At 66.3% G+C, this 25,713-nt stretch carries 28 protein-coding genes; 12 read left to right on the top strand and 16 right to left on the bottom strand.

From position 1 onward, the window contains the following. Window positions 1-49: 49 nt before the first annotated feature. Complete coding sequence (locus tag DBV14_RS31540; RefSeq protein ID WP_124465666.1) at window positions 50-820, top strand: SDR family oxidoreductase; 771 nt, start codon at window positions 50-52, stop codon at window positions 818-820. Here the strand turns inward: DBV14_RS31540 and DBV14_RS31535 are convergent, their stop codons facing one another. From DBV14_RS31535 to glyQ, 6 genes are all read right to left on the bottom strand, one after another. Then, complete coding sequence (locus DBV14_RS31535; protein ID WP_124465712.1) at window positions 821-1,783, bottom strand: M48 family metallopeptidase; 963 nt, start codon at window positions 1,781-1,783, stop codon at window positions 821-823. It abuts the gene before it with no gap. Window positions 1,784-1,824: 41 nt separating this feature from the next. Then, a complete protein-coding gene (locus tag DBV14_RS31530; RefSeq protein ID WP_124465663.1) occupies window positions 1,825-2,628 on the bottom strand; it encodes a 1-acyl-sn-glycerol-3-phosphate acyltransferase in 804 nt (267 codons plus the stop codon). After that, complete coding sequence (gene gmhB / locus DBV14_RS31525) at window positions 2,628-3,221, bottom strand: D-glycero-beta-D-manno-heptose 1,7-bisphosphate 7-phosphatase (RefSeq protein WP_124465661.1); 594 nt, start codon at window positions 3,219-3,221, stop codon at window positions 2,628-2,630. Before gmhB ends, DBV14_RS31530 begins: the two co-directional genes overlap by 1 nt. A 19-nt stretch (window positions 3,222-3,240) precedes the next feature. Further along, a complete protein-coding gene (gene glyS, locus DBV14_RS31520) occupies window positions 3,241-5,382 on the bottom strand; it encodes a glycine--tRNA ligase subunit beta (protein ID WP_124465658.1) in 2,142 nt (713 codons plus the stop codon). A 95-nt stretch (window positions 5,383-5,477) separates the two neighbouring features. Then, on the bottom strand, window positions 5,478-6,041 hold the full coding sequence (locus DBV14_RS31515; RefSeq protein WP_124465655.1) for a metal-dependent hydrolase: 564 nt from the start codon (window positions 6,039-6,041) through the stop codon (window positions 5,478-5,480). 24 nt (window positions 6,042-6,065) lie between these two features. Then, window positions 6,066-6,977 (bottom strand): glycine--tRNA ligase subunit alpha, encoded by a 912-nt coding sequence (gene glyQ / locus DBV14_RS31510; RefSeq protein WP_124465652.1) that lies wholly within the window; start codon window positions 6,975-6,977, stop codon window positions 6,066-6,068. A gap of 259 nt (window positions 6,978-7,236) precedes the next feature. Between glyQ and DBV14_RS31505 the strand changes: the two genes are divergently transcribed. From DBV14_RS31505 to DBV14_RS31495, 3 genes are read left to right on the top strand one after another with little or no spacing between them, the layout of a single operon-like run. Then, window positions 7,237-8,205 (top strand): diacylglycerol kinase family protein, encoded by a 969-nt coding sequence (locus DBV14_RS31505; protein ID WP_124465649.1) that lies wholly within the window; start codon window positions 7,237-7,239, stop codon window positions 8,203-8,205. Further along, window positions 8,202-9,062, top strand: a complete 861-nt coding sequence (locus DBV14_RS31500) for a metallophosphoesterase (protein WP_124465646.1) — start codon at window positions 8,202-8,204, stop codon at window positions 9,060-9,062. Before DBV14_RS31505 ends, DBV14_RS31500 begins: the two co-directional genes overlap by 4 nt. Before the next feature lie 10 nt (window positions 9,063-9,072). Beyond that, on the top strand, window positions 9,073-9,906 hold the full coding sequence (locus DBV14_RS31495; protein WP_124465643.1) for a phosphatase PAP2 family protein: 834 nt from the start codon (window positions 9,073-9,075) through the stop codon (window positions 9,904-9,906). Between the two features lie 7 nt (window positions 9,907-9,913). Here the strand turns inward: DBV14_RS31495 and DBV14_RS31490 are convergent, their stop codons facing one another. Next, entirely contained in the window at window positions 9,914-10,993 is a 1,080-nt protein-coding gene (locus DBV14_RS31490) for an asparaginase (RefSeq protein ID WP_124465639.1), read from the bottom strand. Between the two features lie 99 nt (window positions 10,994-11,092). Further along, complete coding sequence (locus DBV14_RS31485; protein WP_124465636.1) at window positions 11,093-11,296, bottom strand: hypothetical protein; 204 nt, start codon at window positions 11,294-11,296, stop codon at window positions 11,093-11,095. Between DBV14_RS31485 and DBV14_RS31480 the strand changes: the two genes are divergently transcribed. Further along, entirely contained in the window at window positions 11,295-12,425 is a 1,131-nt protein-coding gene (locus DBV14_RS31480) for a hypothetical protein (RefSeq protein WP_124465633.1), read from the top strand. The two genes, DBV14_RS31485 and DBV14_RS31480, sit on opposite strands and share 2 nt — an antisense overlap. Window positions 12,426-12,437: 12 nt before the next feature. Here the strand turns inward: DBV14_RS31480 and DBV14_RS31475 are convergent, their stop codons facing one another. After that, window positions 12,438-13,211, bottom strand: coding sequence for a YoaK family protein (locus DBV14_RS31475; protein ID WP_124465629.1), 774 nt, complete (start codon window positions 13,209-13,211; stop codon window positions 12,438-12,440). An 87-nt stretch (window positions 13,212-13,298) separates the two neighbouring features. Continuing rightward, window positions 13,299-13,703: a response regulator gene (locus tag DBV14_RS31470; RefSeq protein WP_124465626.1), complete on the bottom strand. Its 405-nt coding sequence runs from the start codon at window positions 13,701-13,703 to the stop codon at window positions 13,299-13,301. 215 nt (window positions 13,704-13,918) lie between these two features. Between DBV14_RS31470 and DBV14_RS31465 the strand changes: the two genes are divergently transcribed. Together DBV14_RS31465 and DBV14_RS31460 are read left to right on the top strand one after the other, a co-directional pair. Beyond that, the gene (locus DBV14_RS31465) at window positions 13,919-14,518 is read left to right on the top strand and encodes a Dps family protein (protein ID WP_124465623.1); all 600 of its coding nucleotides are present in this window, start codon (window positions 13,919-13,921) and stop codon (window positions 14,516-14,518) included. A gap of 31 nt (window positions 14,519-14,549) precedes the next feature. Beyond that, on the top strand, window positions 14,550-15,257 hold the full coding sequence (locus DBV14_RS31460) for a Crp/Fnr family transcriptional regulator (RefSeq protein WP_124465620.1): 708 nt from the start codon (window positions 14,550-14,552) through the stop codon (window positions 15,255-15,257). 24 nt (window positions 15,258-15,281) lie between these two features. Here DBV14_RS31460 and DBV14_RS31455 read toward each other — a convergent pair whose 3' ends face one another. From DBV14_RS31455 to DBV14_RS31430, 6 genes are all read right to left on the bottom strand, one after another. After that, complete coding sequence (locus tag DBV14_RS31455; RefSeq protein WP_124465617.1) at window positions 15,282-15,536, bottom strand: DUF1488 family protein; 255 nt, start codon at window positions 15,534-15,536, stop codon at window positions 15,282-15,284. A gap of 110 nt (window positions 15,537-15,646) precedes the next feature. After that, the gene (locus tag DBV14_RS31450; RefSeq protein ID WP_148092462.1) at window positions 15,647-15,925 is read right to left on the bottom strand and encodes a hypothetical protein; all 279 of its coding nucleotides are present in this window, start codon (window positions 15,923-15,925) and stop codon (window positions 15,647-15,649) included. A gap of 184 nt (window positions 15,926-16,109) precedes the next feature. Then, on the bottom strand, window positions 16,110-17,705 hold the full coding sequence (lnt, locus tag DBV14_RS31445; RefSeq protein WP_124465611.1) for an apolipoprotein N-acyltransferase: 1,596 nt from the start codon (window positions 17,703-17,705) through the stop codon (window positions 16,110-16,112). Beyond that, window positions 17,705-18,583, bottom strand: coding sequence for an HlyC/CorC family transporter (locus DBV14_RS31440; RefSeq protein WP_124465608.1), 879 nt, complete (start codon window positions 18,581-18,583; stop codon window positions 17,705-17,707). The genes lnt and DBV14_RS31440 overlap by 1 nt, the downstream gene beginning before the upstream one ends. A gap of 88 nt (window positions 18,584-18,671) precedes the next feature. Beyond that, window positions 18,672-19,400 carry a GNAT family N-acetyltransferase gene (locus DBV14_RS31435; protein WP_124465605.1) on the bottom strand — a complete coding sequence of 243 codons (729 nt, stop codon included), beginning with the start codon at window positions 19,398-19,400 and terminating at the stop codon, window positions 18,672-18,674. A 109-nt stretch (window positions 19,401-19,509) separates the two neighbouring features. Then, a complete protein-coding gene (locus DBV14_RS31430; RefSeq protein ID WP_093246515.1) occupies window positions 19,510-19,983 on the bottom strand; it encodes an Lrp/AsnC family transcriptional regulator in 474 nt (157 codons plus the stop codon). 146 nt (window positions 19,984-20,129) lie between these two features. On the opposite strand from DBV14_RS31430, the gene hppD reads away from it, so the two are divergent. From hppD to DBV14_RS31405, 5 genes are all read left to right on the top strand, one after another. After that, the gene (hppD, locus tag DBV14_RS31425; RefSeq protein ID WP_124465603.1) at window positions 20,130-21,257 is read left to right on the top strand and encodes a 4-hydroxyphenylpyruvate dioxygenase; all 1,128 of its coding nucleotides are present in this window, start codon (window positions 20,130-20,132) and stop codon (window positions 21,255-21,257) included. Window positions 21,258-21,286: 29 nt separating this feature from the next. Continuing rightward, window positions 21,287-22,096, top strand: coding sequence for a transporter substrate-binding domain-containing protein (locus DBV14_RS31420; protein WP_124465600.1), 810 nt, complete (start codon window positions 21,287-21,289; stop codon window positions 22,094-22,096). 15 nt (window positions 22,097-22,111) lie between these two features. Further along, a complete protein-coding gene (gene phhA, locus DBV14_RS31415; RefSeq protein WP_124465597.1) occupies window positions 22,112-22,993 on the top strand; it encodes a phenylalanine 4-monooxygenase in 882 nt (293 codons plus the stop codon). Between the two features lie 128 nt (window positions 22,994-23,121). Then, window positions 23,122-24,816: an AMP-binding protein gene (locus tag DBV14_RS31410; RefSeq protein ID WP_124465594.1), complete on the top strand. Its 1,695-nt coding sequence runs from the start codon at window positions 23,122-23,124 to the stop codon at window positions 24,814-24,816. Next, window positions 24,817-25,713: MBL fold metallo-hydrolase (locus tag DBV14_RS31405; protein ID WP_148092461.1), on the top strand; the 897-nt coding region annotated here is incomplete at its 3' end.

Genomic DNA, 25,713 nt, shown 5'->3' with positions numbered 1-25,713 from the left:
ACTAAGCTCGTTTCCTGGAATTTTTTCTGATTCAGGAGACACCCGCACCATGGACACCACCCAACTCTTCTCGCTGAAGGGCCGCAGCGCCTTGATCACCGGCGGCTCGCGCGGCATCGGCCGCATGATCGCCGAAGGCTTCCTGGCGCAGGGCGCGCGCGTGTACATCTCGGCACGCAAGGCCGCGGCCTGCGACCAGACCGCAAAGGAGCTGTCGGCCTTCGGCCACTGCGTGTCGCTGCCGGCCGATGTGTCCACGGTAGAGGGCGCGCAGGCGCTGGTCGATGCCTACGCCAAGCACGAAGGCGCGCTCGACATCCTCGTCAACAACGCTGGCGCGGCCTGGGGTGCGCCCTACGAGGAGTTTCCGGAAAGCGGCTGGGACAAGGTGGTCGACCTGAACCTGAAGACGCCCTTCTTCCTGACGAAGGCCCTCACGCCGATGCTCAAGAAGGCCGCGACCGACCACCTGGCGAAGGTCATCAACATCGCGTCGATCGACGGCATCTCGGTGAACCCGCAGGAAACGTATTCGTATGCGGCCAGCAAGGCCGGGCTGATCCAGCTGACCCGGCGCATGGCGCTGCGCCTGGCGCAAGACCGCATCGTGGTGAGCGCGATCGCGCCCGGCGCGTTTGCCTCGGACATGAACAAGGACGCGCGCGACCACGGCGACGAGGTCAAGGGCCGCATTCCGGCCGGGCGCATCGGCGTGCCGGAAGACATGGCCGGCGCAGCCATCTACCTGGCGTCGCGCGCCGGCGACTACGTGATGGGCTCGACGCTGGTGGTCGACGGCGGCGTCACGCACGCGCGCTGACTACGACCAGCGGGGGACGGCTTCGTCCTTCAGCTTCTGCCGGAGCAGGTCGTAGTCGGGCACCACGCTCTCGACGGTTTCCCAGAAGCGGTGCGAGTGGTCCATCACGCGCAGGTGGGCCAGTTCGTGGGCGACCACATAGTCGATGACCGGCAGCCCGAAATGGATCAGGCGCCAGTTGAGGCGGATCGACCCGTCCGCGCTGGCGCTGCCCCAGCGGGTGGCCGCATTCGACAGCGACAGCTTCTGCCAGCGCACGCCGAGCCGCGGCGCGAAGTGATCGAGCCGCTCGATGAACAGGCGCCGCGCCTGCCGCATGAGCCAGGCCTGCGCGGCATCGCGGATCTGCGAGGGCTCGGCGTTCTGCGCCACCGCCAGCCTCAAGGTGCGCGGACCGTTGCCGTCCACGGCCGCATCGAGCGTGCCGCCGACGCTGGCAAAGCCGTGCTTGGGGTCGAGCTGGATCACGACCGGCTCGCCCATGAAGGGAAACTCCGCGCCGTCTTTCCATTCGATGCGCGTGGCCTCGACGCGCGCATGGCGCTGCTGTGTTTCGGTGAGCTTGCGCAGGATCCAGTCGGCCTTCTCGCGGATCGCGGCATCGACGTCGCGCAGCGCCACCCAGCGCGGCGCACGCACCGACAGGCCTTCGGCACCGACCAGGAAGCCGATGGTCTTGCGCTTGCCGCGCTTGAATTCGTAGGCCACGCGCGCAGAGCCCAGCACCACTTCGCGCGAGGCCTGGGGGTGCACGAAGTTCGCCAGCGTCAGGGTGTCGGACAGCGGGACGGCCGGCGGCGCGGCCACCGCGTCCTTGTCGTCTTCTGCCACCACGGGCACGGGCGCTGGCGGCAACAAGCCCGGCGCAGCGGGTGGCGCAACCAGCTTGGGTTTCTTCACCCGCCGCGGCGGCGCGGGCGGCTGCTGGGCGAGCTCGCTCCCCAGCCCCTCGAACAGGTCCATGGTGAACTGCAGCAGCCCCCGCATGACGGATTCTTCTTTTTTCAGTGCGCGTCCGACGATGGCGATGACGACGCCGGCAGAACCTGAGGCTGTTGCTGCTGCGGCGGGCTGTCGGTGTAGGCCTCGGGGTCGAGGCGGCGCATCTCGGCTTCGATCCACGCCTCGACCTCGCGCATCAGCTCGTCGGGCTTGCGGCCCACGCTGGGAATTGCCGGGCCGATGGACACATCGACCACGCCCGGACGCTTGATGAAAGCCTTGCGCGGCCACACCTTGGCCGAGGTGACGGCAATCGGGATCACCGGCACACCCGTCTCGCAGGCGAGCCGCGTGCCGCCGCTCTTGTAAGTGCCCTTCTGTCCGCGCGGAATGCGCGTGCCCTCGGGGAACATGATGATCCAGATGCCCTGCGCGAGCAGCTTGCGGCCCTGGTTGACCACCTTGTTGAAGGCCTGCGCGCGCTGGCTGCGGTCGATGTGGATCATGTCCAGCCGTGCCATTGCCCAGCCGAAGAACGGCACGTAGATCAGTTCCTTCTTGAACACGTAGGCCAGCGGGTGCGGCATCAGCGTGGGCATCAGGAAAGTCTCGAGCGTGGACTGGTGCTTCACCAGCAGCACCGCGCCGGCCAGCGTGTCGGTCGGCAGGTTTTCCATGCCCGTCACGCGGGTCTTGATGCCCAGCAGCACGCGCGCGCCGCCGATGGCCCAGCTGAGCCACCGCTCGGCCATCCAGTAGAGCGGAATGCCGCGCTTCCAGAGCGAGCTGACGCACATGATGATGCCCCAGGGCACGACGGTGACGAGCATCCACAGGGCATGGAGAACGGAACGGAAAAACGCCATCAGACAGCTACCTGCAGTGCAGCCTGTGCTTCGCGCACAAGCAAGAAGTCGACAAAGGCGGCGAGGCTCTCGTGAACCATCGTGTTCGCCGGATATTCGGGTGGCAGCGGATCGACGCCGCGGCAGGCCGCGCCCATGCCCGTGAGCAGCAGGTGCGGCTCGCAGCCGGCGGCCGCGCCGGCCTGCAGGTCGCGCAGGCTGTCGCCGGCCGTGGGAACGCCCTTCAGATCGATGCCGTAGCGGTCGCCGATCTGCAGGAACAGGCCCGACTTCGGCTTGCGGCAGTCGCAGTCTTCGTCGGGGCTGTGCGGGCAATAGAACACCGCATCGATCTTGCCGCCCACCGCCGCGAGCATCTTGTGCATCTTGGCGTGCATGGCATTGAGCGACGCCATGTCGAACAGGCCGCGGCCCAGGCCCGACTGGTTGGACGCGATCACCACGTGCCAGCCCGCATGGTTGAGCCGCGCCACCGCTTCGAGCGCACCGGGCAGCGGCGTCCACTCGATGTCGCTCTTGACGAAGTCTTCGCGGTGCACGTTGATCGTGCCGTTGCGGTCGAGGATGACGAGTTTCATGGCGGTGCCACCCATGGTGAGGTTGCCTGGAAGATCAGACGGCCAGCCGCTCGAGCTGCGCCACGCGGTTCATCGCGGCGTGCAGCGACATCAGCAGTCCCAGGCGGTTGAGCCGCAGGTCGGCTTGCTCGGCATTGACCATCACGTCGGTGAAGAAGGCATCGACTGGTTCGCGCAGCACGGCCAGCGTCTGCAGCGAGGCGGTGTAGTCGCCGGCTTCGAACTGCGCGTTGGCTGCGGGCACGACCTGCGCCATGGCCGCGTGCAACGCCTTTTCGGCGGGCTCCTGCAGCAGCAGCGCGCTCACGTGCGCGTCGGCCTCGGGCGCCTTCTTGAGGATGTTGCCGATGCGCTTGTTGGCGGCGGCCAGCGCGGCGGCGGCGGGCAACGCGGCAAAGGCGCGCACGGCGGCCAGCAACTTGGGCACTTCGCCCAGGCGCTGCGGGCGCGGGGCCAGCACGGCATCGACTTCCTGGGCGCTGGCGCCCTGCTCGCGCAGGCTGCCGGCGAGGCGGTCGAGAATGAAGTCCTGCAGCTCGACGGTGGCCTTGCTGCTCTCGAAGCCGGCGATGTCCTTGAACTGCGCGGCGGCGTCCTGCAGCAGCGCATCGAGCCCCAGCGGCAGGTCTTTTTCGGTGAGCATGCGGATCACGCCCAGCGCATGGCGGCGCAGCGCGAACGGGTCGCGGTCGCCGGTGGGCAGGTTGCCGATGCCGAACATGCCGACCAGCGTTTCGAGCTTGTCGGCCAGCGCGACCACGAGGCCGACGGTGTTGCGCGGCAGTTCGTCGCCGGCAAAGCGCGGCTTGTAGTGGTCTTCGATGGCGTCGGCCACTGCAGCGTCGAGGCCGTCGTGCAGCGCGTAGTAGCGGCCCATGGTGCCCTGCAGCTCGGGGAACTCGCCGACCATGTCGGTCACGAGGTCGGCCTTGGCCAGCTGGGCAGCTTGCGTTGCCTGTGCGGCGAGCGTCGCGCCGGTCGAGTTGTCGAGCTTTTCCGCAATGCCGCGCGCAATGTGCATCACGCGCTGGACGCGCTCGCCCTGCGTGCCGAGCTTGTTGTGATAGACCACCTTGCCAAGCGATTCGACGCGCGAGGCCAGCGATTTCTTGCGGTCCTGGTCGAAGAAGAACTTGGCGTCGGCCAGGCGCGGGCGCACGACGCGCTCGTTGCCTTCGATCACCGCGCTGGCATCGTCGGGGCTGATGTTGCTGACGACGAGGAAGTTGTGGGTGAGCTTGTTCGACGCGTCGAGCAGCGGAAAGTATTTCTGGTTGGCCTTCATCGTGAGGATGAGGCACTCCTGCGGCACTTCGAGAAACTCGCGCTCGAAGCTGCAGATCAGCACGTTGGGGCGTTCGACCAGCGCGGTCACTTCGTCGAGCAGCGCGTCGTCGTGGATGGGCACGGCACCGCCGCCGACCTTGATGGCCGCGGCCGCCAGCTGGCGGGCGATTTCGGCGCGGCGGGCCTCGAAGCTCGCGATGACGGCGCCGTCTTCCTGCAGTTGCAGCGCGTAGCTGTTGGCATCGCGCAGCACGACGGGATCGACGGCCGCCTCGAAGCGGTGGCCGTGCGTCTCGCGGCCGGCCTTCAGGCCCAGCGCCTCGATGGCCACCACGGCGTCGCCATGCAGCGCGACGAGGCCGTGCGCGGGGCGCACGAAGCTCACGCTGCTCCAGCCGGGCAGCTCGCTGCCTTCTTCGAGCTGGTAGCTCATGACCTTGGGAATCGGCAGCTTGGCAATGGCTTCGGCCAGCGCCTTCTGCAGGCCTTCGGCCAGCGTGGCGCCCTTGGCGGTGCTTTCGTAGAACAGGGCTTCGGCCTTGCCATCCATGGCGCGCTTGAGGCCGGGCACGGCCGAGGCGTCGGCACCGAGCGCGCCCAGGCGCTTGAGCAGCGCGGGCGTGGGCTGGCCCGAGGCATCGAGCCCCACGGCGACGGGCATGAGCTTTTGCGACACGGCCTTGTCGGCGGCGCGCTCGGCCACGTGCGTGAGGTGCGCGGCCAGGCGGCGCGGCGACGCATAGGCGGTGAGCACGGCACCCGCCTCGGCGAGCCCCTGCGCCACCAGCTGGTCGCGCAGCACGCCGGCAAAGGCGTCACCGAGCTTCTTCAAAGCCTTGGGCGGCAATTCCTCGACAAACAGTTCGACAAGAAGGCTGGCAGACGACATGGCTCAGAGGGATAGGACGAAAACTGCGCCGCGGGCGGCGCCGGTCACGGGCACGCAGCAATGCGGCACCGTGGAAGGGAAGAATTGAAAGGGGCTCATGCGGCGACGGCCCCGTTGTTGTTGCTGTTGCGCCGGTCGGCGGCACGGCGCGCCACGAGCGCGAGCACCGCGACCACCATCAGCGGCGCCCAGACGGTGAGCATCTCGTTGAGCAGCACCGCCGCGCCGCGTGGCGAGAAGAAGCGCTTGAGCGCGATGGGCGACACCTCGATGGGCCGCCACGGGCTGAAATGGCGCACGTCGCTGAACGGCCAGAAAAAGGCGATGCCGATGCCGCCGTTGGTCAGCATGTCCAGCAGCGGATGCGACACGGTGCACAGAGAAATCCAGGCCCAGCCGACCGCACGGCGCATGCCCCATCGCGGCGCGAGCCACCAGCCGGAAAGGCCGAGCACCAGCGCGAACAGCAAGGTGTGCGTGAAACCGCGGTGGCCGCCCATGCCGCCGTAGGCAATGCCGAGCTTGAAGGCCAGCCCGTCGAAGTCCGGCACGATGGACGCGAGCATGCCTGCCAGCAACGCCGACACCGGCACGCGCCGCGTGCCCAGCGCAATGGCTGCGCAGACGGGAACGGCGACGTGGGTGAAGATGGTCGGCATGGCAGGCGTGCGGCATGGCGCAGGTCAGGCGGCGGCCTTCTTCGGCGGCATCTGCGCAACCCATTCGCGCGGCGCCATCGGAAAGCCCAGGCGCTCTCGGCTCTCGTAGTAGCTTTGCGCCACGCTGCGCGCGAGGTTGCGGATGCGGCCGATGTAGGCGGCGCGCTCGGTCACGCTGATCGCGCCGCGCGCGTCCAGCAGGTTGAAGCTGTGCGCGGCCTTGAGCACCTGCTCGTAGGCCGGCAGCGCGAGCTGCTCGGTCATGAGGTGCTTGGCCTGCTTTTCGTGCGCGTTGAAGGCGGTGAACAGGAACTCGGCGTCGCTGTGCTCGAAGTTGTAGGTCGACTGCTCGACCTCGTTCTGCTTGTAGACGTCGCCGTAGCTCAGGCCATCGGTCCAGGTCAGGTTGTAGACGTTGTCCACGCCCTGCAGGTACATGGCCAGGCGCTCCAGGCCGTAGGTGATTTCGCCGGTGATGGGCTTGCAGTCGATGCCGCCGACCTGCTGGAAGTAGGTGAACTGGGTCACTTCCATGCCGTTGAGCCAAACCTCCCAGCCCAGGCCCCAGGCGCCGAGCGTGGGGTTTTCCCAATCGTCTTCGACGAAGCGGATGTCGTTCTTCTTCAGGTCGAAGCCCAGGGCTTCGAGGCTGCCGAGGTACAGCTCCAGGATGTTGCTGGGCGCCGGCTTCAGCACCACCTGGTACTGGTAGTAGTGCTGCAGGCGGTTGGGGTTCTCGCCGTAGCGGCCGTCCTTGGGGCGGCGGCTGGGCTGCACGTAGGCGGCTTTCCAGGGTTCCGGGCCGAGCGCCCGCAGGAAGGTGGCGGTGTGCGAGGTGCCCGCGCCCACTTCCATGTCGTACGGTTGCAGCAGCGCGCAGCCCTTGTCGGCCCAGTACGACTGCAGTTTGAGAATGATTTGCTGGAAGGTCAACATGAAGCTGGCTCGCCGGCGTGGCCGGACATTGGACAGTAGCGCGGCGATGCGCCGCGAAAGCGGACGATTTTACGGTCGGAGGGCAACTCTCCCACAGCCGGCCGGGATGTTGGCCTCTCGCGCGGCCCGCAAGGCCGTGCGACAACCACCGACCGGCCGCATGCGGTCCATCTTCCGCCCCTTTGCACCGAGGGTCCACCGCCCCTTTCCAAGCTCGCCGAGTCCGCATTTTTCTGCGATTTCCCCAGCGCCCACAGACATGTCACCGCCCCACATCGGTCCGAACTCCCCGCTTTTCATCGTGCTCAACGCCGGCTCCGGCAGCGAGAGCGCCGCCGAGGCCCGCCGGGTCATCGAGGAAGGCTGCACGGCCGCGGGCCGCCAGCACCGCATCTTCATGGTCGACGGCCCCGGCCGGGTGCAGGCCCTGGCACGCGAGGCGGTAGAGCGCGCCCGCGCCGTGGGCGGGGTGGTGGTGGCCGCCGGCGGCGACGGCACCATCAACGCGGTGGCGCAGGCCACGCTGGGCAGCGGCTGTGCCTTCGGCGTGTTGCCGCAGGGCACCTTCAACTATTTCAGCCGCACCCACGGCATTCCGCGCGACACGGCGCAGGCGCTGCAGGTTTTGCTGAATGAGCAGCCACGGGCCGCGCAGGTCGGGCTGGTCAACGACCGGGTGTTCCTGGTGAACGCCAGCATGGGCCTGTACGCCGAGCTGCTGGAAGAGCGCGAAAGCTACAAGGCGCGCTATGGCCGCAGCCGCTGGATCGCGTTCTTCGCCGGCCTGCTGACGGTGATGCGTGGCCGCCACCGGCACTGGAACCTGCGCATGGCCTGGCGCGGCCAGGAGAAAGACATCCGCACGCCGACGCTGTTCGTCGGCAACAACCCGTTGCAACTGCTGCAGGTCGGCATCGACCATGCCGATGCGCCTGAACAGGGGCAGCTGGCCGCCATTGCGCTGAAGCCGGTCGGGCTGCTCGCCATGCCCGAGTTGCTGGTGCGCGGCGCCCTCGGCCGGCTCGGCGGTGCCGACCGCGTGCTGAGCTTTCCCTTCGAATCGATGACGGTGAAGGCCGGCCGCCTGCACGCGCCACGTCGCGTGAAGGTGGCGACCGACGGCGAGATCGCGTGGACCGACATGCCGCTGCTGTTTCGCGTGTCGCCCGAGCCGCTGTGGCTGGTGCGGCCCGACGTGGCGCCGGAGCTGGAGGCGGCGAAGGAATGAGCGCTTCGTGCCTGCTGCAGATTTCCGACCCGCACTTCGGCACCGAACGGCCCGAGGTGTTGCAGGCGCTCGAACGTTTTGCGCACGCGCTGTCGCCGCGGGTGGTGGTGCTGTCGGGCGACATCACGCAGCGGGCCACGCGCGTGCAGTTCGCGGCGGCGCGCGCTTTTGTCGGCCGGTTGGCGGCATCCGCGGCATCGGCAGCATCCGCGGTACCGCCAACGGTGCTGGCCATTCCGGGTAACCACGACATTCCGCTGTTCCAGCTCGGGGCGCGCTGCTTCTCGCCCTATGGCCGGTACGCGGAGGCTTTCGGCGACGACCTGGAGCCGGTCTCCGAGTCCGCCGAATGGCTGGTCGTTACCGTCAACACGACGCGCTGGTACCGGCACGAAGACGGCGTGGTGTCGCCCGCGCAGGTCGAACGCGTGGCGGCGCGGCTGGCGACAGCCCTGCCCTCGCAGCTGCGCGTGGTGGTGACGCACCAGCCGGTGATGGTCACGCGGCAGGAAGACATGTCGAACCGCCTGCACGGACGCGAGCGGGCGGTGGCGCGATGGTCCGAGGCGGGCGTCGACCTGGTGCTGGGTGGCCACATCCACCTGCCCTATGTGCGCGCGCTGCACGACGCCTTCTCGGGTTGCAAGCGCACCGCATTCGCCGTGCAGGCGGGCACGGCGGTGTCGTCCCGGGTGCGCGCGGGCTTTCCCAATTCGGTGAACGTGGTGCGGCGCGACATGGCCGGCGACGCGCGCGCCTGCCGGGTCGAACGCTGGGACTACGCGGCGGCAAGCAAGTCCTTCGAGTGCGTCAAAGTATTCCCGCTTTCGCTTGCCAGCGGTGCGTCGCCCCCTTAGGGTGCGCCGCATGCCTTTGGAAGCTCCCCCTCTCGTCCCCCTCGTACTTCTTGCCCAACAACTCGGCGCGCATGCGCTCGGTTGGTTTCTCTCGGTCTGGACCGTGTCGGTGCTCGGCGCCGGCGCCATCTGCTGGACGCTGCAGCGCCGCCACTTCAAGGCGCTGGATGCCGAAGAGCCCAGCGAGCCGCGCATCGCCGTCGGGCTGGCCGCGGGTTTCCTGTTGATCCTGGCTGCGGCGAGCCTGTTCGCCTGGATCGCCTCGAACCTGCCGGACGGGCACGCCAGCGCGATGGGCCTGGCCGACCAGGCGCTGGCCGATGCCATCGGCACGCACGTGCCGTGGGCCGCGCTGGTCGCGTTCAGCTGGCTCACCCACCTGGGCGACTTTGCTTTTCTTGCGCCGGTATGCCTTGTCGTCGCGCTGGTGCTGTGGCGCCATGCGCACCATGGGCTGGCATTCGGCTGGGTGCTGGCACTCGGAGGCATCGTGGTGCTGAACCCCGCGCTCAAGCACATCTTTGCGCGGGCCCGTCCGCTGCACAACCACGGGCTGGCTTTCGAGACGAGCTTCAGTTTCCCGAGCGGGCACAGCGCGGGAGCGATCGTGAGCTACGGAATGCTGCTGTACCTGGCGCTTCGCACGCTGCCGGCGCGCTGGCATGTGCCGGCGGCCATGGCGGCCGTGGCCGCCATACTGACCATTGCCTGCAGCCGCATCTTTTTGCAGGTGCACTTTGCAAGCGATGTGGCGGCCGGCCTGCTGACCGGCCTGGCCTGGCTGCTCGTGTGCGTGGGCAGCCTGGAATACGCGCGGCACCGCAAGCGCCGCACCGCGCGCTGACCTGGGATCAATATTCCCAGAAGATGCGCTGCAGTTCCTTCGTGTTGTTGGTCTTCGTGAGAGCCACCATCGCCAGGATGCGCGCCTTCTGCGGGCGCAGGTCGTGCGCCACCACCCAGTCGTACTTGTCGTCGGGCTGCTCGGCGTTGCGGATCACGAAGCCGTCGGGCACGCGCGAGCTGCGAATGACGATCACGCCGTCGGCGCGTGCCTTCTGCAGGTTCGGCACGATGCGGTCGGCCACCGAGCCATTGCCGGTGCCGCCGTGGATCAATGCCTTGGCACCGCTCTTTGCGATGGCGTCGATGGCAATCGACGACACGCCTTCGTAGCCCATGGCGATCTCGACCGGCGGCAGCGCGTTGATGCTGTCGATGTCGAATTCGGAGTTCATGGTGTGGCGCTTGACCGGCGCGCGGAACCAGTAGTTCTTGCCCTCGACCACCATGCCCAGCGGGCCCCACTGGCTGGAGAACGCGCTGGTCTTGATGTTGACGTTCTTGCTGACGTCGCGGCCGCTGTCGATGTTGTCGTTCATCGTTACCAGCACGCCCTTGCCCGCCGCGTCCTTGCTGCCCGCCACGTTCACGGCGTCGTACAGGTTGAGCGCGCCGTCTGCCGACAGCGCGGTGCCCGGACGCATCGAGCCGACCACGACGATCGGCTTGCTGGTGTGCACGGTGAGCGTGAGGAAGTAGGCGGTTTCTTCCAGCGTGTCGGTGCCGTGGGTGATGACGATGCCGTCCACGTCGGCCTGCTTGGACAGCGCCGAGACGCGCTTGGCCAGCGTCAGCAGGTTGTCGTTGGTGAGGCTTTCCGATGCCACCTGAAACACCTGCTCGCCGCGCACGTTGGCAACCTTCGACAGCTCGGGCAGGCCGGCGATCAGCTTCTCGACACCGACCTTGGCGGCCGCGTAGGTGGCGCTGTTGACGGCCGACGCGCCTGCGCCGGCGATGGTGCCGCCGGTGGCAAGGATCACCACATTGGGGAGCCCTTGTGGGGCCTGCTGGGCCTGCGCGAAGGCACTGGCCGCGAGCAGCGCGGCACCGGCCGCAAAGGCGCGGAAACGGGGAGAGAGGTACATGGAAGGCTCCTTGGTTTGAGGACAATTTTTCGGGGCGGCGAGGAAGATACATGAACCGTGCCCGCATGCACTGCCCCGCCATGCCGGCAAGGCATGCGGTCATGCACCGCCAGAATTTTCCGCCGCACGCGCTGCAAGACCTTCTGCAAAACCTTTCTTCTTAACCGGCGCCACGACGCCGCCGATCTCTCCCGATCGCATGACTTTCGGCACTGGTTGCAAGAGCGCCCGCGCCCTACCTTCGCACGCTTCGCCGCGGGGCTGTTCTTTTGCGGCGAAAGCAAACAAGGAGTTGAGGATCATGAAGAAAACAAGATTGCTTTTTGCCGCGATGGTCGCGGCCGTGCTGACCGCTTGCGGCGGCGGAGGTGGAGGCGGCGGCTTCAGCGGCCCACCGCTCGGCTGGGTGCCGTCGCCAGGACCGGGCGCCGGCATCACCGAGCCACCCGCGGAGCCGCCCAAGCAACCGCCGGCCGCTATCACTGCCAGCTACAAGTACCTGACCTTCCAGCAGGACCGCGATCCGGACCACGACACGCCCGAGAAGCGCTTCGACGACTACATCGCGCTGCTGAACCGCGAAGGCGCCGCCGGCTACCGGTACATCGAAGGTTCCGCGGGCGGCAACATCGTGACGCTGCAAGACAAGTTCCTGATGGTGAAGGACACCGAGACCACCTACAGCTACGAATACAAGACCATCGAGATCAATGTCCTGCATGCCGATGTGATGCCTCGCCTGCTGCAACAGATGAAGGACCAGGGCGCGCAAGGCAAGGTCTTCATCCAGTTCCTGGGCCACCTCACCATCACGCCTCCGCCGGACATCAACCCGGTCTTTGCCGTGCTCTACCGCAAGGACGAAGGCGCGTCGACCACCTACGACGTCGAGGCCGCGGACTATCAAGCGGCCGCGGCCGACGTCGTTGCCACGGCGAACGCGCTGGGTGCCAATGGCTTCAGGCCCTGGAGCGTGCAGACGACGGGAGGCCCCTCGACACGGGAGCGCAAGCAGTTCTTCATCAAGGACAACAACAGTGCGGCACGCTACGAGGTGAAGGCGGTGATCAGCCCGCTGAGCGTCGTCGGTGGCGACTTCCCCGACGTCAAGAAGCAGATCCAGGACCAGGGCGCGCTGGGCTATCGGCTGCTGAAGAACCGCTTCATGAACGACGCCAACGGCGACGGCAAGGACTTCTTCCTGTACGTGAAGGACACCACGCAGGCGAGCACCTACGAGTTCGAGTTTCTCGACAACCCCGATGCGCTGTTCGGCCTGCAGGAAGCCAACGCGACGCAAGCCAATGCACAGACCGCCAACGGGCTGCGCTACTTCGGCGAGCCGGACGCACCGGTCTTCTTCCGGTCGCTCAACTGCACGGGCGTGCTGTGCGTGTCGCCCACCAAGGCCGAGCGGACCGAGGAGCTCTGACGCACCGCGGAACTAGGCCTTCGGGTGCTGCTGTCGCCTGGGCAGCAGCCCGGAGCGCGGCATGTCGCGCATGAACGGCGGAATCGACAGTGCCAACAGCAATGCGGCGAGCGGGATCACGCAGACGAAGCCGACGTACTTGAAGCCCAGTGCACCGAGGGCGCCGCCGAGCACGAACATGCCGATCAGCCCGGCGGCCCTTCGCATGCGGCCGTGGTCGTGGCGCACCGCGGAGGCCGCGGGCGCGGCCCGCCCGTTCCAGTAGAACAACTTGCCCAGCTCGATGCCGAGGTCGGTGATGTTGCCGGTCATGTGGGTGGTGCGGATGCTGCCGCCGGAGGTCTTGGAGGCGACCGCGTTCTGCAGGCCCATGATGAACGAGAGCAACAACACGGTGAGCGGCACCGCGAACGGCGTGCCCCATGTCAGCGTCACGGCGCCCATCAGGCCGAAGGGAAACATCAGCGCGGCCTCGAGCAGCAGCGGCAGTGCATAGACGCTGTGCAGATGGTGCTGGCGGCCCCAGTTCACCAGCACCGCGCAGACGGCGGCGCCCGACAGGAACGCCAGCACGGCACCGAGCGCATTGAGCAGCAGCTTCGTGTTGCCCAGCACCAGCCCGTCGGCCAGCTGGGACGCGAAACCGGTCATGTGCGAGGTGTACATGTGGAGCACCAGGAACCCGCCCGCGTTGACCGCGCCGGCATTGAAGGCCAGCAGCAGGCCGAGCGCCCTGTTGGTGGAGGGCGCGCGATGCCGGTTGGTAAGAAAGCGCAATCTGCGCATGGATGAGGCCTGTGGTCCTTGGGGTGCGCTCAGGTATTTCAGCACGGTTTTCTGGTGGGCGCGTGGCCCGTTTCTACCGGTGTTGCATCAAGGTGCCGAGCCCTCTGCCTGCGCAAGGCGGCCCGTCTGGTCGACGCAGTAGGCGAACAGGTCGTCGAGCTCGGTGGACTTGTCGAACACCGCATCGGCACCGAGTTCGGCGGCACGCTGGCGGATTTCGCGGGTGGCGTAGTTGGTCAGTACCACGACCTTCTGGTGCGGTTCCCGGCGGCGGCACCCCGCCAGCACGCCCAGGCCGCTGCCGCTCTTGAGGAAGAGGTCGACGATGGCCAGGTGCCAGGTACCGTCGTGCATCGACAGCCACCGGCTCGCCTCGGCCTGGCTGGCGGAGTGCGCGACCACGCGCACGTCGGCAATTTCGCGCAGCGTCTCGATGAGGTTGTCGCGGATCGTCTCGTTGTCTTCGGCAAGGTAGGTGATAAGTGTGGTCATGGCGGCGCTCCCGGTTGCTGCTTCTGTTGACACCAACACCCGGGCGCCACGGGCGCTGCGATCAACGGACGCGTCCCGGGGTAGGACAAGCGTTCGGCCCCATGACAACAGGGCCGTCTCGCCTACGCGCGGCGCGATTCACGGGTGCTAGAAATTGAAGCTCTCTTCTTCTCTTTCATTCCCTTTCCCTCTTCCACTTACTCAGGAGCACCCACATGGCCACCAAATCCAAGGTACCCGCCGCACCGGTTGCGTCGAAGCGCGACGTCCAGCCCGACCTGCACCAGCAAAGCCACGAGACCCAGCGCTACGGCGAAATCGTGAAGCTGCCGAACGGCCTTTCGGAAAAGACCTGCAAGCAGAGCGTGGCGCTGCTGAACCAGTGCCTGGCCGACACGATCACCTTGCGCGACATGTACAAGAAGCACCACTGGCAAGTGGTGGGACCGACCTTCAACCAATTGCACCTGATGTACGACCAGCACTACGAAGGACAGGTGCTGCTGGTCGACATCGTGGCCGAGCGCATCCAGCTGCTGGGCGGCATCGCGCTGGCCATGGCGGCCGACATTGCCGAGACCACGAAGATCGCGAGGCCTCCGCGCGGACGCGAGCCGGCGGCGGTGCAGCTGCGGCGCCTTGCCGAGGCGCACGAGCAGATCATCATCGCGGCGCGCGAAGCTGCCGAACAGGTCGACAAGGCCGGAGACCCCGGCAGCAACGACGTGTTCGTGAGCAACGTGCTGCGCACCAACGAACTGCAGGTGTGGTTCCTGACCGAGCACCTGGTGGCGGCCTCGCCGGTGGTCGCCTGACGCTGGTGCTCGCATTCCCACGGGCGGAGACGTGACACCCGACCCGACCGCCCCCGTTCTCAATCGCCTGCTGGAAGCGCTGCCGCCCGACGACAGGGCTCGCCTGCTCGAGCGCTGCGAGAGCGTGTCGCTGGTGGCGGGGCAGGTTCTGTACGAGCCGGGCGACGCGATCCGGCACATCCACTTTCCCACCACCGCCTTCGTGTCGCTGGTGTCCACGGCGGACGGCCACGACGGCCTGCAGACAGGCATGGTGGGCAACGAAGGGGCGCTGGGCTACGAGCTCTCGCTGGACGTGCGGAACGCGCCGCTGCGAACCCTGGTGCAAGGCACGGGCCTGGCCTGGCGCCTGACGGCGGAGTCTTTCGAGCTGGAGCTGCTGCAGAGTTCGACGCTGAAGCGTGTGCTCAATCGCTACGTCTGCGTGCTGCTGATGGAGTTCGGCCGCTCGGGGCTGTGCAACCAGTTCCACCAGATCGAAGAGCGCCTGGCACGCTGGCTGCTGACCACGCAAGACTGCGCGCATTCACCGCACCTTGCGCTGACCCACGAAGTGCTGGGCCGCATGCTGGGGGTGCGCCGGGTCGGCATCACCCATGCGGCGACGGCGCTGCACACGCGCGGGTTGATCGACTACCGCCGCGGCGTCATCACCATCACGGACCGTCCGGGGCTGGAGAACGCCGCCTGCGATTGCTACCGGGCGAATCGCAGGAGCTATGCGGACCTGATCGCCTAGCCGCCATTACGGGCCGGAAGGTCGTCAGATCGCGGGTTGCAGGTCGTTCTCGCGCAGCATCACGGGCTCCATCGAACCCTGGGCGAGCCGCCGGCGGACTGCCGCTTCGAGCTCGTCGGCATGCTGCGCATAGGTTGCCATGGGGTCGGCACTTTCTCCGGTTCGATAGTGATAGCGCAAGGCTTCCCTGCCGATGCTGGCGTTGACCGGGCTGCCCTCCACCGTTACCGAGAAGCGGACCGTGCCCGAAGCGTCATGAAAGAAGGGAGCGTCGGACATCGGAGCCTTTGAAGTGATGGGATGCGGAAACCGCGTGGATCACTCTATCGAGCAAGGTATGCAACGTCTGTTCGGTAGCGCACCAACTCGCGGCCTGGGCCTGCCCGTGGCTACAGCCCGTGGACCACCCAGAGACTGTCAGGCGGGGAGCGCAGGCTCAGCGTTGTTTCACCGACCTGGTCGAACCGGTGCTCGTGCCCGTCGATGACGACGGTGCGCATGTTGGTCCAGATGCGGTAGTCGTAGCCATCGCGGGTCGGGGTGACCTGCAGCACGCGGAACACGGGCGGCACGACCACCGAGAGCCGGAGCTGGCTGGTCGCGGTGCGGGCGCCGTAGGTGGACTCGGCCGTGCACAGCATCGGCGCGAGAAAGCATGCGGCCGCCACGGCTACTCGCAAGGCACTGCCTTTGCAACAACGACGGCGCGCGCCGCGATCCGAGAGAGGCCGACCTTGCGCCATGAAACCCGATCCGTCAGAACATGAGGAGCGAGCGCACACCGGCGCCCGATCTCCAGATATCGGCGGAGGCGGGGAAAAGTGAAGGACGGGCCTCTGGGGCCCGCTGGCGTCAGCGCTGGCGGCGGCGCAGCAGGAATGCGGCGGCCACGATGGCCAGCGCCAGTATCCACAGTGGCCACAGGCCGAACGGTGCCACCCAGCGCGCATAGGGCGTGAGCCCGCGCCGGCCTTCGACCGATGCTTCGAGCACGCCGCGCGTGAGCCGTGGCAACTCGTGCGTCACGCGACCTTCGGCGTCGATGACGACCGTGGCGCCGGTGTTGGTGGAGCGCACCATCGGCCGCGCGAATTCGAGTGCGCGCATGCGCGAGATCGACAGGTGCTCGTCGATGGCCACCGAATCGCCGAACCACGCGATGTTGCTCACGTTCAGCAGGATGGTCGGCGCGGTGGCTTCGTCACGGAAGTTCGCGCCGATCTCGTCGCCGAACAAGTCTTCGTAGCAGATGTTCGGCGCGATGCGCTGGCCTTGCCAGATGAAGGGAGCCTGGGCGAGCCCACCACGCTCGAAATCGCCGAGCGGGATGTTCATCATCTGGATGAACCAGCGAAAGCCGGTGGGAATGAATTCGCCGAAAGGCACCAGATGGTGCTTGCTGTACTGGTAGGCCTGCGCGGCGCCAGGCTGGAAGCCGAGTACTGAGTTGCTGTACGTGCCCCGCCCGCCGGATCCGGTCATGGGCAAGCCGACGATGGCGGCCTGCGTGCCCTGGCTGTAGCGCGCCTGGATGGCTTCGAGGTAACCGGCCGGCAGCTGGATCGGCAGCAGCGGCAAGGCCGTTTCAGGCGTCACCACGAGCGATGCCCTGGCATCGCGCAGTTGTTCGCCGTACCAGCGCAGCGCGGTCTCGATGCCGCCGCCGGGAATGAACTTTTCGTCTTGCGGGATGTTGCCCTGCAGGAGCGCGACCTGCAGGTTGCCGCTCGAACCCTTGGCCCCCTGCACGTCGGCGCCGAGCGGCGCGACCAGGTGCGGTACGCCGAGCACCAGCGCGATCAATACCAGTGCCGGTGCGATCTCGATGCGACGGACCGGCCGGTGCAGCGCAACCAGCGCCACGACCAGCGCGGCCGCGGCGCCGATGCCGTAGACACCGACCCACGGGGCCAGCGCGGCCAGTGGCCCCTCGACATGCGCGTAGCCGCCGGCGCCCCATGGGAAGCCCGTGAACCAGCTGCCCCGCACGAGTTCGGCCAGGGTCCAGAGCGCCGTGAAGACGAGCGCGCCCGTCACCCGCCCTTGCGGGCCGCGCACGACGAACCACGCAGCCGCAACGGCGTAGTAGAGCCCCAGCGCTGCGGCCAGCGCCAGCACGGCGATGGCCGCCAGTGGCGCAGGCAACCCGCCGTAGGTGTGCATCGAGATGAAGAGCCACCAGAAGCTGCCGGTGAGCCAGGCGGTCGAGAAGAGCCAGCCATGCAGCCCGGCGCGACGCCAGCCCGCACCCTGGCCGCGCAGGCTGTCGAGCAGCCAGACGAACGCGCCCAGCGACAGCAACTGCAGCCACCACAGGGGCTTGCCGCTTGCGGGCGAAGCCATGGAGACTGCCTGCGCCAGGCCGGCGATGCCGAAGCCCAGCAGGCGGAACAGGTTGGCGGAAGAGAAAGGCGAAACGCGCGCCTTCGCCGCTGCGGGCAGCGGCATCAATCGGCCGCGTCGCCGCCGCGGGCCGGCGACACCTTGAACCAGCGCACCGCGCCGCCCTTGGTGTGCAGCACCACAAAGTCGAAGCCACCCATGGCATGGTGCTCGCCGCGCTTGGGCACGTGGCCCATTTCGTGGGCGATCAGGCCACCGATGGTGTCGAAGTCTTCGCTGAGCTGCTCTTCGTCGAAGGTGATGCCGAAGGCCTCGGCCACGCGCTCGATGGGGGTGTCGCCCGAGACGCGGTAGGTATGGTCGGCCAGGCCGAAGATGTCGCCCTCGTCTTCGGCAATGTCGAATTCGTCTTCGATCTCGCCGACGATCTGCTCGAGCACGTCCTCGATGGTGATGAGGCCGGCCACGCGGCCGAACTCGTCGATGACGATGGCCAGGTGGTTGCGGTTGCCGCGGAATTCGCGCAGCAGGTCATTCAGGCCCTTGCTCTCCGGCACGAAGGTGGCGGGCCGCAACAGTGCACGGATATTCAGGCCCGGCGCGCGCTGCAGCTTGAGCAGGTCCTTCGCGAGCAGGATGCCGATGATGTTTTCTTTTTCGCCCTCGTACACCGGAAAGCGCGAGTGCGCCGTGTCGATGATGAGGTGAAGCAGCGCATCGAAGGGGGCGTCGATGTTGATGACGTCCATGCGCGGCGCCGCGACCATGACGTCGCCGGCGGTCATGTCGGCCATGCGCAGCACGCCTTCGAGCATCACGCGCGACTCGGCGCCGATCACCTCGTTGTCCTCGGCGTCCGCCAGGGTTTCGATCAGCTCGTCGCGCGAGTCGGGACCGGGGTGGATGAATTCGGCTAGCTTCTGGAGAAAGCCGCGCTTGTCTTCCCGTTCTACGGGTGCGCGTTCAGGGTGAGGGTCGGCCACTGCGGGAGGGCGTAGTTGAAGAGAGACAAGGATAACGGATTGCGTGTGACAGGCTCCACCACGCGGCCGGCATAGGCCATCCGGCCTCTCAAGGAGCTGATTTGTTGCGGGCTTCCCGCATGCCGCTGCGCACTTCCTGCACGCTGGCCAGGAAGGCCCAGAACTGCTTGGCGCGGCTCTTCAGGTGGAAGTCGACCGCGGCGTAGTGCTCCAGGGCGATCTCGCTCATGCGGCTGTCGAAGGTGGCGCTGGGCAGTTGCAGATGGGCTTCGGCTTCCGAGCCGCTGCGCACCACGGTGGCGCCGGCGTTGCGGGCGATCTTGAGCATGGCGGCGTTTTCGCTCAGCGCATGGATGAAGAGCATGCCCACGCCTTCGTTGCGGGCGACGACCACGGCGCGCTCGAACAGGCGGGCGCCGTAGCCGCGGCCACGGGCGTGCGCGGAGACCGAAACGCCGAATTCGGCGCAGTCGCTGTGCTGGTCGCCGGGCGCGAAGGCCAGGTGGGCCATCGCGATCAGGTCGAGGCGGCGGTTGTAGATGCCGAACAGTTCATCGCGGTCGAAGTCGAGGCCATCGACGTAGCGCTGGACCTGCTCGTCGGCCGCCGCATAGCCGAAACGCAGATAGCGGTCGTGCGGGGAGAGTTCGAGCAGGTGGCGCGCAATGCGCTCGCGTTCACGGGGACCGATCGAGCGGATCGGCACCATGACGGGCTGGGGCGCGGGTGTGGCGCGTGGCTGGGTCTCAACCATCGGCGCTTTCAGGAAAGAGCCAAGGCCGAGAGACGCTTTGAGAAGGGTCTTGGCGGTAAGCATGGCTCAAATGTAAGGGTTTTCCCTTAATCAACAAGCCTGCAGGGGTACTTCCAAGACACATTCGTGACCCAATACCAGAGCCCGTGGCGCCCGCGCAACCAGTTTGTGGCTAAACAGGCACAGCTGTTGTGGCCTTGACACGGTCCAGCACGAAGCTGGTCTTGCAGTCTTCCACGCTGGGGTGCTTGAGCAGGGTGTCCATGATGAAGCGGCTGTAGTGCGCCATGTCGGCCACCACGACGCGCAGCAGGTAGTCCATGTCGCCGGTGAGCGCGGCGCATTCGACCACCTCGGGCCATGTCTGCACGCTGGCGCGGAACAGGTCCATGGGGTTGCGCTTGTGGCTCTCGGTGTGCTTTTCGAGCCGCACGTTGAGGTACGCGGTCAGTCCCAGGCCGATGGCTTCCGGCTGGACAAGGGCGACGTAGCGGTCGATGACGCGGCTTTCTTCTAGCCGCTTGACCCGCCGCAGCACGGCACTGGGCGACAGGCTGACCTGCTCCGCCAACTGATCGTAAGTGGCGCGCCCATCTGCTTGCAGCGTGCGCAGAATGAGTCTATCAATCTTGTCCAGTGCTTCCATTTCTCTATTTTTGCAGTTTTACTGCGTGAAGGCCACCTTCAGCGCCCGGGAACGCTGAAAACTTGAGAAGCGTTCACCCTACAGTTCAGCACCGGCCGATTTCGCGCCCTATTCATCGATATTCCCCACCCTTTCGGAGACCGCACATGAGCCACGCCGACGCACCCGCCTTCACGCCCTGGGACAACCCCATGGGCACCGATGGCTTCGAATTCATCGAATACGCGGCACCCGATCCGGTCGCCATGGGCAAGGTGTTCGAGCGCATGGGCTTCACGGCCGTGGCCAAGCACCGCCACAAGAACGTGCTGCTGTACCGCCAGGGCACGATCAACTTCATCCTGAATGCGGAGCCCGACTCCTTCGCGCAGAAGTTCGCGCGCGAGCACGGCCCGAGCGTGTGCGCCATCGCCTTCCGCGTGCAAGACGCCAAGCAGGCCTACGAGCGCGCCACGTCGCTCGGCGCCTGGGGTTTTGCCGACAAGGCCGGCCCCGGCGAGCTGAACATTCCCGCCATCAAGGGCATCGGCGACAGCCTGATCTACCTGGTGGACCGCTGGCCCGGCAAGAACGGTGCGAAGCCCGGCGACATCGGCAACATCGGTTTCTACGACGTCGACTTCGAGGCCTTGCCCGGCATTGCACCGGAGCAGGCGCTTTCGCCGTTCGGCAACGGCCTGACCTACATCGACCACCTGACGCACAACGTGTACCGCGGCCGCATGAACGTCTGGGCCGGCTTCTACGAAAAGCTCTTCAACTTCCGCGAGATCAAGTACTTCGACATCGAAGGCCAGGTGACGGGCGTGAAGAGCAAGGCCATGACGAGCCCGTGCGGCAAGATCCGCATCCCGATCAACGAAGAGGGCAAGGAACAAGCCGGCCAGATCCAGGAGTACCTGGACATGTACAAGGGCGAAGGCATCCAGCACATCGCCATGGGTTCGGACGACCTGTACGCGACCGTCGACGCGCTGCGCGCCAAGGGCGTGACGCTGCTCGACACCATCGACACGTACTACGAACTGGTGGACAAGCGCATTCCGGAGCACGGCGAGAGCGTTGCCGAATTGCAGAAGCGCAAGATCCTGATCGACGGCAAGAAGGACGCCCTTCTGCTGCAGATCTTCAGCGAGAACCAGCTCGGCCCGATCTTCTTCGAGTTCATCCAGCGCAAGGGCGACGACGGCTTCGGCAACGGCAACTTCAAGGCGCTGTTCGAGAGCATCGAGCTCGACCAGATGCGCCGTGGCGTGCTGAGCGCCGCAAAATAAGGGCCTCTTCACTGCTCCAGGAGCCCGGCATGCGCAGCACGTCTTCGATCGGACTGACCTTCATCGCGGCGGCTGCCGCCGTTCTTGCGGGTTGCGCCATGCCACCATCGACGCCGGCAGCGGCGGCGGTGGGTGGCTCGCACCTGGATTCGGTGCAGAAGGCCGCGGTGCTGCGCATCTGCACCCCGGGCGACTACAAGCCCTTCAGCTTCCAGAAAACCGACGCCTCCTTCGAAGGCATCGATGTCGACCTCATGACGAGCTTCAGCGCCAGCCTTGGCGCGAAGCCTGAATGGGTCAAGACCACCTGGGCCAACCTGCTGCCCGACCTGGCCGCCCGCAAATGCGACATTGCCGTGGGCGGCGTGTCGGTCACCACCGACCGGCAAAAGCGCGCCTTCTTCAGCGCGCCCTACATGGTCAACGGCAAGACGCCTATTGCGCGCTGCGCCGACGTGGCCAAGTACCAGAGCGTTGCAGCCATCGACAAGCCGTCGACCCGCGTGATCTTCAATCCGGGCGGCAGCAACGAGCGCTTTGCGCGCACCAATTTCAAACAGGCCAAGCTCACGCTGCACGGCGAGAACGTGACGATCTTCGATGAGATCCTTGCCAATCGCGCCGACGTGTTCGTGACCGAAGCGGCCGAGGCCATCACGCAGCAGAAGCTCAAGCCGGGCCTGTGCGCCGTCAACCCCGACAAGCCGTTGCAGTACGGCGAAATGGCCTGGATGCTGCCGCGCGACGACGTGGCCTTCAAGTCGTATGTCGACCAATGGCTGCACCTGCAGCAGGCCGGCGGCGACTTCCAGCGCGTGATGGACCGCTGGCTCAAATAACCCGAGAGATACCCCATGGACACCCCCGCTGTTGCCGCTCCTGCCGTCACCCCCGCCGTGTACGGCGCCTCGGACCGCCCGCCCCGCGGCGACTACTCGCGCGGCGGCACGGTGCTGGGCGACTACACCTGCCCGCAGGACTGGGCCAGCTACACGGCGGCCGACCACGACACCTACAAGCGCCTCTATGAACGCCAGGCCGCGCAGTTGCCGGGGCTGGCCTGCGACGCCTTCATCAAGGCGCTGCCGTCGCTGGGGGTGAAAGACCGCATTCCGCGCTTCGACGAGATCAATGACCGGCTGCATCGTGCGACGGGCTGGGAGATCGTGGCGGTGCCGGGGCTCATTCCTGAACTGCCCTTTTTTACGCTGCTGGCCAACCGCAAGTTTCCGGTGACGGACTGGATCCGCAAGCCGGAAGAGTTCGACTACATCGTCGAGCCGGACGTGTTCCACGACCTGTTCGGCCACGTGCCGATGCTGTTCGACCCGACCTTCGCCGACTATGTGCAGCGCTATGGCGCGGGCGGCATCAAGGCGCATGAGCTGGGCGCCGGCGAAAAACTGTCGCGCCTGTATTGGTACACGGTGGAATTCGGGTTGATTCGCCAGCCGGATGGCCTGCGCGCCTATGGCGCCGGCATTCTCAGCTCGGTGGGCGAGCTCAAGCACGCGGTGCTCAGCGACGAGCCGCGCCGGCTGCCGCTTGACCTGCTGCGCGCCATGCGCACGCGCTACAAGATCGACACCTACCAGAGCAACTACTTCGTGATCGAGAGCTTTGCGCAGCTCTTCGAACTCACCGCGCCCGACTTCACCCCGCTGTACGAGTCGCTGAAAGTGGCGAACGACATCGAGGCCGGGGTGCTGCTCGCGGGCGAGACCGGCAAGGCCTGAGCCTTTTGCCCGCCCCGCCGATGGCCGCGCGGCTATCGCGCGTGCGACAGCGCACGACCGCCCCCTAGGACAAGCCCGCTGGCGGCGGAGGCACTCTGCCTCCCACAATCCGCGCCAAAGGAGCTTGCATGCCAACATCCGCGCGACAAAACTACCCGGCTGGCGTACCGCACGAGATTCATCCCGAGCAGTACCGGTCTTTGCCCCATATGTTCGAGGAGGCCTTCGGTCGCTACAAGGACCGGCCCTTCTCTGTATGCATGGAGCGCTGGATGTCTTACGGCGAGCTCGACGAGCTGTCGAAGGCCATGGGTGCCTGGCTGCAGTCGCGCGGACTCGAGCCGGGCGCGCGCGTGGCGATCATGCTGCCGAACATTCCGCAGTTCGCGGTCACCATGTGCGGCGTGCTTCGCGCGGGCTACACCTGCGTCAACGTCAATCCGCTGTACACGGCGCGCGAGCTGGAGCATCAGCTGAAGGACTCGGGCGCAACGGCCATCGTCATTCTTGAAAACTTCGCGGCAACGCTAGAGAAGGTCATCGAACGCACGCCGGTGAAGCACGTGGTCATGACCTCGATGGGCGATCTGCTGGGTGGGCTGTATGGCGCGTGGATCACGCTGGCCGTGCGTCACCTGGCGAAGATCGTGCCCCCGTACAAGCTGCCGCTGACCGATGGCCGCACGGTGACGCCGTTCACCGAAGCCATTGCCGAAGGACGCGGGCGCACGCTGAGGCCAGACCAGAGCACGCTCGATTCGGTCGCGTTCCTGCAGTACACCGGCGGCACGACCGGGCTGTCGAAAGGCGCCGTGCTGACCCATCGCAACATCGTGGCGGCGACCCTGCAGGCCGAGGCCTGGTTCACACCAGCACTGGCGCGTGCCGGGGATCTGGCGAAAGTCAACAGCATCGCGGCCTTGCCGCTGTATCACATCTTCGCGCTCACGCTGTGCCTGTTGGTGATCCGCCAGGGCTCGCACATGACGCTGATTCCGAACCCGCGGGACTTCAACAAGTTCATCGCAGTGCTGAAGAAGCGGCCCTTCCACATGCTGCCGGCAGTGAACACCTTGTTCAACGCGCTGCTGATGCACCCTGATTTCAAGTCGATCGATTTCTCGACGCTTTTCGTTTCGCAGGCCGGCGGCATGGCCGCGTCGGAAGGCACGGCGCGCCGATGGTTCGAGGCCACCGGCTGCCCGATGATCGAAGGCTGGGGCATGAGCGAAACCTGCGCCATCGGAACCAACAATCCTGTGTCGAATACCGAGTTCACCGGCACCATCGGATTGCCGCTGCCGAGCATCGAGATCGCGATCAAGGACGACGACGGAAACTCGATGCCTGTCGGTGAACGCGGCGAGCTCTGCATCAAGGGCCCGAACGTGATGACGGGCTACTACAACCAGCCAGCCGAGACCGCTGCTGCGTTCACTCCCGATGGCTTCATGCGCACCGGCGACATCGCCGTGATGCAGGAAGACGGCTACAGCCGCATCGTCGATCGCAAGAAGGACATGATTCTGGTGAGCGGCTTCAACGTGTTTCCGAACGAGCTGGAGAACGTGATTTCGCTGTGCCCGGGTGTCGTCGAATGCGCGGCCATCGGTGTGGCGGATGAGAAGCAGGGTGAAGCCATCAAGGTGTTCGTCGTTCGCAAAGACCCGGCGCTGACCGAAGAGGCCGTGCTCCAGTACTGCAACGCCCAGCTGACCGGCTACAAGCGGCCGAAGCACATCGAGTTTCGGGATTCGCTGCCGAAGACCAACGTCGGGAAGATCCTTCGACGCGAGCTTCGCTCCAGCGCGAGCGGCGCCTGAATGAGCCACGCCTCGGCGAGCGCCGGGCTGCCGGCGAATGTCGTTGTGTTCGAGCGCGGGTGGCTGTCTTCGAACAACGTTCTTTTCGTTGGTGGCGATGAGACGGCCGTGGTCGACACCGGGTATGTCACGCATGCCGAGCAGACCGTCGCGCTGGTCGAGTCCGTGCTGGGCACGCGACCGCTTGATCGCATCCTGAATACGCATCTTCACAGCGACCACTGCGGGGGAAATGCGGCTCTGCAGCAGCGGTACTTAGCTGTTCGAACGGACGTTCCGCCTGGCGAAGCTGCACTGGTGGAGCGTTGGGATGAGCAGGGACTGAGTTTTCTCGCGACGGGTCAGAGCTGCCCGCGGTTTCGGTTGACCGGATTGCTGCAGCCTGGGACGGAATGCTTGCTTGGCGGTCAGCCGTGGGAAGTGCATGCAGCGCCTGGTCACGACCCTCACTCGGTCATTCTGTTTGATGCGGCATCGCGCACGCTGATTTCTGCGGATGCGCTGTGGGAGAACGGCTTTGGTATCGCATTTCCTGAGCTAGCTGGCGAGCCATCGTTCGGGGAAGTAGCGGCAACTCTCGATCTGATCGAAATGCTGGATCCTTTGCGAGTGATCCCGGGGCACGGCGCTGTTTTTGATGATGTCGGAAAAGCCTTGGCCGTTGCTCGACGACGTCTCGATGGGTTACAGCGTGATCCTGTGAAGCATGCTCGTCACGCTTTCAAGGTGCTGGTGAAGTTCAAGCTGTTGGAGGTGCACTCCATTACTCACGAAGATTGGGCTGCGTGGCTGCGAGACACCCCCTATCTGGAGAGAATCCGCTTGCGATTCTTTGGCGATGTCGAGCTAGGTCAGTTGACCGACGACGTTCTTGCAGAGCTGCTTGCCTCAGGAGCG

It is taken from the genome of Variovorax sp. KBW07 (assembly GCF_003852515.1).
Classification (GTDB): Bacteria; Pseudomonadota; Gammaproteobacteria; order Burkholderiales; family Burkholderiaceae_C; genus Variovorax.
The sequence above is the reverse complement of the archived record's forward strand: the minus strand, read 5'-3'. Positions and strand labels throughout refer to the sequence as shown.